5 protein-coding genes and 1 pseudogene are annotated in these 6,214 nt (G+C 40.8%); 1 reads left to right on the top strand and 5 read right to left on the bottom strand.

The genetic code is table 11. From position 1 onward, the window contains the following. Positions 1-258 precede the first annotated feature (258 nt). From BMY57_RS06100 to BMY57_RS06090, 3 genes and pseudogenes are all read right to left on the bottom strand, one after another. Positions 259-540, bottom strand: a pseudogene (locus BMY57_RS06100) (acyl-CoA dehydrogenase family protein); the annotation flags it as partial. A gap of 12 nt (positions 541-552) precedes the next feature. Then, positions 553-1,404 carry a 3-hydroxybutyryl-CoA dehydrogenase gene (locus BMY57_RS06095; protein WP_091773141.1) on the bottom strand — a complete coding sequence of 284 codons (852 nt, stop codon included), beginning with the start codon at positions 1,402-1,404 and terminating at the stop codon, positions 553-555. A gap of 35 nt (positions 1,405-1,439) precedes the next feature. Beyond that, on the bottom strand, positions 1,440-2,627 hold the full coding sequence (locus BMY57_RS06090; protein WP_091773140.1) for an acetyl-CoA C-acetyltransferase: 1,188 nt from the start codon (positions 2,625-2,627) through the stop codon (positions 1,440-1,442). Between the two features lie 247 nt (positions 2,628-2,874). Here BMY57_RS06090 and BMY57_RS06085 point away from each other — a divergent pair, with 247 nt between their 5' ends. Beyond that, positions 2,875-3,339: a hypothetical protein gene (locus tag BMY57_RS06085; protein ID WP_091773139.1), complete on the top strand. Its 465-nt coding sequence runs from the start codon at positions 2,875-2,877 to the stop codon at positions 3,337-3,339. Positions 3,340-3,366: 27 nt separating this feature from the next. Here BMY57_RS06085 and BMY57_RS06080 read toward each other — a convergent pair whose 3' ends face one another. Both BMY57_RS06080 and opp4A read right to left on the bottom strand, forming a co-directional pair. Further along, complete coding sequence (locus tag BMY57_RS06080) at positions 3,367-4,197, bottom strand: VOC family protein (protein ID WP_091773138.1); 831 nt, start codon at positions 4,195-4,197, stop codon at positions 3,367-3,369. 118 nt (positions 4,198-4,315) lie between these two features. Then, positions 4,316-6,169: an oligopeptide ABC transporter substrate-binding protein gene (opp4A, locus tag BMY57_RS06075; RefSeq protein WP_091773137.1), complete on the bottom strand. Its 1,854-nt coding sequence runs from the start codon at positions 6,167-6,169 to the stop codon at positions 4,316-4,318. Positions 6,170-6,214: the final 45 nt, after the last annotated feature.

Here is a 6,214-nt window from a genome sequence, read left to right as displayed (position 1 = left end):
TCCTGTGGAAAATTTCTTCCCTCTTGTCGGGAACCCTTGCAAGACCTCCCCGGGTAAGAGCTATAACCTTCCTCCCATATAACTGCTGTATTTACTGTATGGAATTCGTGCAGTATAGGACTTCGTTTTGTAATGCAAACTCATCCGTTCCAATTCAGCCTTATATACAGTTTCTGTTCGTCAGTTCAGGATTTTGCCTTAGGCTTCCTTCAGATTCCACCTCACGGTGGACACCCTTGCCATTAGCTAACAGTTCCTACTGCCAGGCCTGTAGTGGACTTTCACCACCAAGTTATAGCCCATGCCGGGCACACATTCATGGATGGCGATTATGTAAGAAACATAATCCATTCCTGCACCGCCATGCTCTTCAGGAATAGGAATCCCTAAAATTCCGAGCTCTCCCATTTTTTCAATTAACTCAACGGGAAATCGATCCTCAGCTTCCATACGCTCAACAGCTGGTGCTACTTCTTGTTGAGCAAAATCGCGAACCATTTTACGCATCATGTTCTGTTCATCCGTGAAGTTTAAATTCATCTTGTTGCCCTCCTACTCGTACACGTAAAAACCGCGGCCTGATTTTTTACCTAACCAACCGGCACTCACATACTTTTTCAATAATGGACATGGTCGATATTTGCTATCACCAAACCCTTCATATAGAACTTCCATAATGTATAAGCACGTATCAAGTCCAATAAAATCAGCTAACGTTAATGGACCCATTGGATGATTCATCCCGAGCTTCATTACTTCATCAACTGCTTCAGGCTCAGCAACACCTTCATATACGGTATAAATCGCTTCGTTAATCATTGGCATTAAAACACGATTGGAAACAAATCCTGGGTAGTCATTAACCTCAACTGGCATTTTACCCAACGCTTTTGCTGTCTCCTCGATGGTTTGATAGGTCTCATCTGATGTTTGAATCGCACGAATCACTTCAACTAGTTTCATCACAGGAACTGGATTCATGAAGTGCATTCCAATCACTTGATCTGGACGTTTTGTTACTGCTGCGATGTCGGTAATGGGAAGTGACGATGTATTGGTTGCTAAAATCGCATGCTCAGGTGTCACTTCATCTAACTTTTGAAATACTTGTGTTTTAACGTCCATGTTTTCCACAACTGCTTCAATAACTAAGTCACGATCGCTCGCATCATCTAAGGATGTAGATGTTGTAATATTATCTAATGTTGCTGTTTTTTCTCCTTCCGTCATACGGCCTTTTTCTACATTGCGAGATAAAATTTTCTCCATTGAAGCCAAGCCTTCCTGTAAGGCTTCTTCTGATAGATCGTTGAGTTTTACATCAAAACCTGATTGTGCAAACACTTGTGCAATTCCTGACCCCATTTGGCCAGCTCCAATGACCATAATGTTTTTGATTGTCATGAATACCCTTCCTTTCAATCTGTTGATCTATTGATCTATTGTTTCGGTACCTCGATTAATAACGCGTCGCCTTGACCTCCGCCTGAGCAAATCGAGGCAATACCTAACCCACCGCCGCGACGTTTAAGTTCATAAGCTAACGTTAATGTGATACGAGCCCCACTTGCTCCAATTGGATGTCCGAGTGCTACCGCTCCACCATTGACATTTACTTTTTCAGGATCTAATCCCGCAATCTTTCCACTGGCAAGTGATACCGCTGCGAATGCTTCGTTCACTTCGAATAAATCAATATCATCAAGGTTGTAACCTGTTTTCTCTAATAATTTATTAATCACGATTCCTGGTGTCTCAGGGAATCGGCCTGCTTCAACTGCCACTTCGGCATGGCCAATGACGTAAGCTAATGGATCTTTACCTTCAGTCTTTGCTCTTTCTTCCGACATTAAGACCATGGCTGCAGCTCCATCGTTCACGCCTGGCGCGTTCCCAGCTGTAATCGTTCCGTCTTTATCAAACGCTGGGCGAAGCTTTGCTAATTTTTCAGGCGTTGTACCCGGGCGTGGTGCTTCATCTTGGTCAACGACAACTGGGTCGCCTTTACGCTGTGGGACCTCAACTGGCACGATTTCCTCAGCTAATTTACCTTCCTCAATCGCTTTAAGTGCACGTTCATGACTTTGAGCTGCCCAGTTGTCTTGATCTTCTCGTGACAGTTCGAACTTGTTTGCTGTACGGTTTCCATATGATCCCATATGAACATTTTCAAAGGAACAAGTTAATCCGTCATACACCATCATATCGACAACTTTTTGGTCTCCCATGCGCATGCCCCAACGAGCATTTGGCATGAAATATGGTGCGTTGCTCATACTTTCCATTCCACCAGCAACAATGGTGTCTTCCTCTCCTAATCGAATCATCATATCTCCAAGTGCCACACTGCGCATACCGGATGCACACACTTTATTGATTGTTTCAGTTTTGGTCTCCCAAGGAATATCCGCATAACGCATCGCCTGACGCGACGGAAGCTGACCTTGACCACCTTGTAATACCGTCCCCATAATCACTTCTTGCACATCTTTCCCATCAATAGATGCACGCTTAAGTGCTTCTTTGATCGCAATGCCTCCTAATTGAGCCGCCGTTAAAGGGGCCAGCCCTCCACCAAATTTACCAAAAGGTGTTCTAGCACCTGATACAATCACTGTTTTTGACACCATGATTCCTCCCTTTTCTTCTCTTTGTAAACGCTAACATTATTATAACATAAATCCGACTGAACGCTCGCTCAATCACACAATTTTATGAATTTTATTAGGATATTTAATATTTAGGTAGTTATATCGACTTTATAGGATTTTAAAGACAACATGTCGCCTTTAAATGAATTTCGTCCAATATTTTTTAATAAACTTGTACCTACTTTAATAAAATGGAGTATGGACTGCTAGAGGGGGCTTCTTCATGAGGAAAGGCAATGGTAAAGCGATTATGGTGCTGGTTTTGTTTGTCGGTATTATCATTTTATTATTTATTAGTTTTCTAAGCTTCACAAAATCTTCTGAGGAGCAGGCAGCTGAAGCCGTTCATCAATTTTATAAACTAGAACAGAAAGGAACGTTTTCTGAATCATGGGAGATGTTTCATCCTCAAATGCAACAAAAATTTGAGAAGAGTCATTATTTACAAGATCGCCCTCATGTCTTCATGAATCATTTCGGTGTTGATACTTATACATATACCATTAGTGATCCAACTGAAGTTCAAGATTGGTCTATGGAAAGTGGAGTTGAACCTATAGATCGAGCCTTCCTATTTAAAGTTTACAAGACTTACAAAGGTAAATATGGAAATTTTACGATCGTACAAGATGTATATACTGCCGAGGTACAAGGGGAATGGAGTATTTTATGGGATTATAATAAATGAGCTTAGGATCTTCCTAAGCTCATTTAGTTAAATTCTTATCGTTATTCCTGCTGGGTCTTCTAAAAAGTAACCTGCTTCTGTATCTTGAACCTGCTCACCAAACGACTCTTTGACATGATGACGGTCTCCCTCTGTCATTTTTATCGAATACCAGTTAAGACCGACCTCATGATCATCTCTTTTCGTACCACCACGACTATTCCACACGTTTAAGCCGATGTGATGATGATATCGGTTATCGGACATAAATAATGCTTGAGGACCATACTTAGCTACAACATCAAATCCCAGTTTTTCATAGAATGGTTGAACGTCCTTTAAGTCATCGACTTGTAAGTGGATATGTCCTATCATTGAATCACTCGTAAAACCATCCCAACCTTCTTCAGTACGCTCTTTTAATAAACCTTGGATGTCTAATGGAATCGTGTCCATGACCACTTCATTTCCTTGCCATTTCCACTCTTCAGGGTCACGGTCTCGATAAATTTCAATTCCGTTTCCATCAGGGTCAGCCAAATAAAGCGCTTCCGATACGCGATGGTCGGATGCTCCTTGCACAGGAAGCTGATTTCTCCAAAAATGATAAACAACGTTGGCTAAATCAGCTCTAGTTGGAACTAAATAGGCAACGTGAAATAAACCCGTTTTACGACGATCCAGGGGTTTTACATCATTTGGTTGTTCAATTGTCAAAATTGGGTTTTTCCCATCAAACGTAAATACTGCTTGCCGTTCCGATTGCTCTAACAGCTTCATACCTAGCATCTCTCTATAAAATGTGATTGATTGATCAAGGTTACTTACATTTAATGATAATTGATCAATATGTTTTGTCGGCAACTTATGAAAAGACATATCATCACTCTCTTTCGTTTTTCTATAACTATTATATCAAATTAACTTACAAAAAGTAAGTTAATAACCAAAAATAGACTCAAGGGTTATGGTACCCTTGAGTCTATTTAGTATAAAATTATTCAGTTACACCAACTTCGGAATATCTAGTGTTTGTTCCTTCAACTGTAATATCCCAGTTAACAACACGTTCGTTTGCAGGGACTACAATCGAACGATATAAAGTAGGGAATACTGGAATTTCCTCTACCATAAATTCTTGCCATTCACTATATACTTCTTTACGATATTCTGTATCAAATGCTTCTTCAGAAACACCTTCAGCTAATAATTCATCATTCTTCTCACTTTCATAACGCGGGAAGTTAAATAGTGCTTCTTTGCCATATAAACCAGTTGGGTCTACGTCATAACCAACGCTCCATGCACCCTGATAGATATCAATTTCAGGATCGTCTTCACCTCTTTGACCTACACGATCATAAAAGCTGTTAAATTCAAGTAGACGACCGTCAACTAGTTCAACATTTAAGCCAACGCGCTCCCAGCTTTGCATGTAATAGTTAGCTAATGGCTGAGCTACGTCTCCACCAGACATAGTCGCAAAGTTAATGACTAGTTCTTCTCCATCTGGATCTTCACGGAAACCGTCACCATCAACATCTTCGTATCCAGCATCATCTAGGATTTGATTTGCTTTGTCTGGATCAAACGTTGGTGTTTCAATACTATCGTCATGGTATTCTGGGTGAGAAGGTGGAATTAGAGTTGTACCGTTCCAACGTAAGCCATCGTAGAACTGCTCACCAACTTCTGAGTTGTCAACAGCATACCACATAGCACGACGTAAATCTACGTCACCCATTTTCATTTCCTCTGGCTTGTAGTTAACTTTACCAGCTTCAGCATCCCAGTCACCTAGTTTGAAACCAATGTAAGTGTACGCTTGGTCAATCATGCCTAACCAATCAACGCCTTCTAAATCAGCATTGTCTGCATACTGATCGGCTGGGAAGCTATCGACTAAATCAACTTCACCTGTTTCGACAGCATTAGCTGCTGTACTTGGGTTAATGGTTTTAATGGTTACTTTATCTAAATTTGGTTCACCTCTCCAGTAATCCTCAAACTTAGATAGTGTTACAGATTCACCAGGAGTAACACTTTCCACTTTAAAAGGACCAAAACCAATAGGTTCCTCACGCACTTCTGGAGATGAAGACATTTCAGCAACAGGAATATCTTCAAAAATGTGCTTCGCTAATGGATAACCCCAGATACCACCAGTTAATAATGATGGAGTTAAACGATCATAGTGGAATGTAATCGTTTGATCATCTACGATTTCAATACCTTCAATCTCATCAGCTTCACCTGATACATACTCTTCATAACCAAGCAAACGAGTAAAGCCAGCTGATGTTCCACGCACACCATCGTAATCAGGGTGCAAGATTGTTTCATAAGCGAAAGCCCAGTCCTCAGCCGTTACTGGTTCACCGTCGTGCCATTTGACACCATCTTTAATTGTGAACGTGATAGAGCTGTTTTCTTCATCTACCTCGTAAGTTGCAGCTCCTTCATCATTAATTCGGTATTCGTTACTATAACCAAGTAATGATTCATCAAACCAATTTAAAATTTCTGCGTCGTAAGTTCCAGAGTAGAAAGCCCAGTTCAATGTTCCTTCAAATGCCGTATCAGTAACTAGACCATATGTTAATTCGCCACCTTCAATCGGCTCTCCGGAATTTGCAGTAGTAGGTGAAAAATCTTCAATACTATAAAGTTGATCTCCTTCACCACTAGCTTCCTCTTCTTCCTCATCTTCACCTTCATTTTCTGAAGATTCTTCATTGCCTTCTTCATCAGAAGATGAATCATCGTCACTTCCATCGCTACAAGCAGCGATTAGAAGGACAAAAGCGAGCATTAAGACAAATAGAAACTTGCCTAATAAAGATTTGCTCATTTTATTACCTCCCCCTATGTTTGTTCAGTCGATTGACTGATTAAA

It is taken from the genome of Piscibacillus halophilus, from assembly GCF_900110685.1.
GTDB lineage: Bacteria > Bacillota > Bacilli > Bacillales > Alkalibacillaceae > Piscibacillus > Piscibacillus halophilus.
The sequence above is the reverse complement of the archived record's forward strand: the minus strand, read 5'-3'. Positions and strand labels throughout refer to the sequence as shown.

Excerpts from the sequence above, each read along its gene's own strand:
- BMY57_RS06095 (WP_091773141.1), bottom strand. The coding sequence starts at position 1,404 with ATGACAATCAAAAACATTATGGTCATTGGAGCTGGCCAAATGGGGTCA.
- BMY57_RS06085 (WP_091773139.1), top strand. The coding sequence starts at position 2,875 with ATGAGGAAAGGCAATGGTAAAGCGATTATGGTGCTGGTTTTGTTTGTC.
- BMY57_RS06080 (WP_091773138.1), bottom strand. The coding sequence starts at position 4,197 with ATGTCTTTTCATAAGTTGCCGACAAAACATATTGATCAATTATCATTA.
- opp4A (WP_091773137.1), bottom strand. The coding sequence starts at position 6,169 with ATGAGCAAATCTTTATTAGGCAAGTTTCTATTTGTCTTAATGCTCGCT.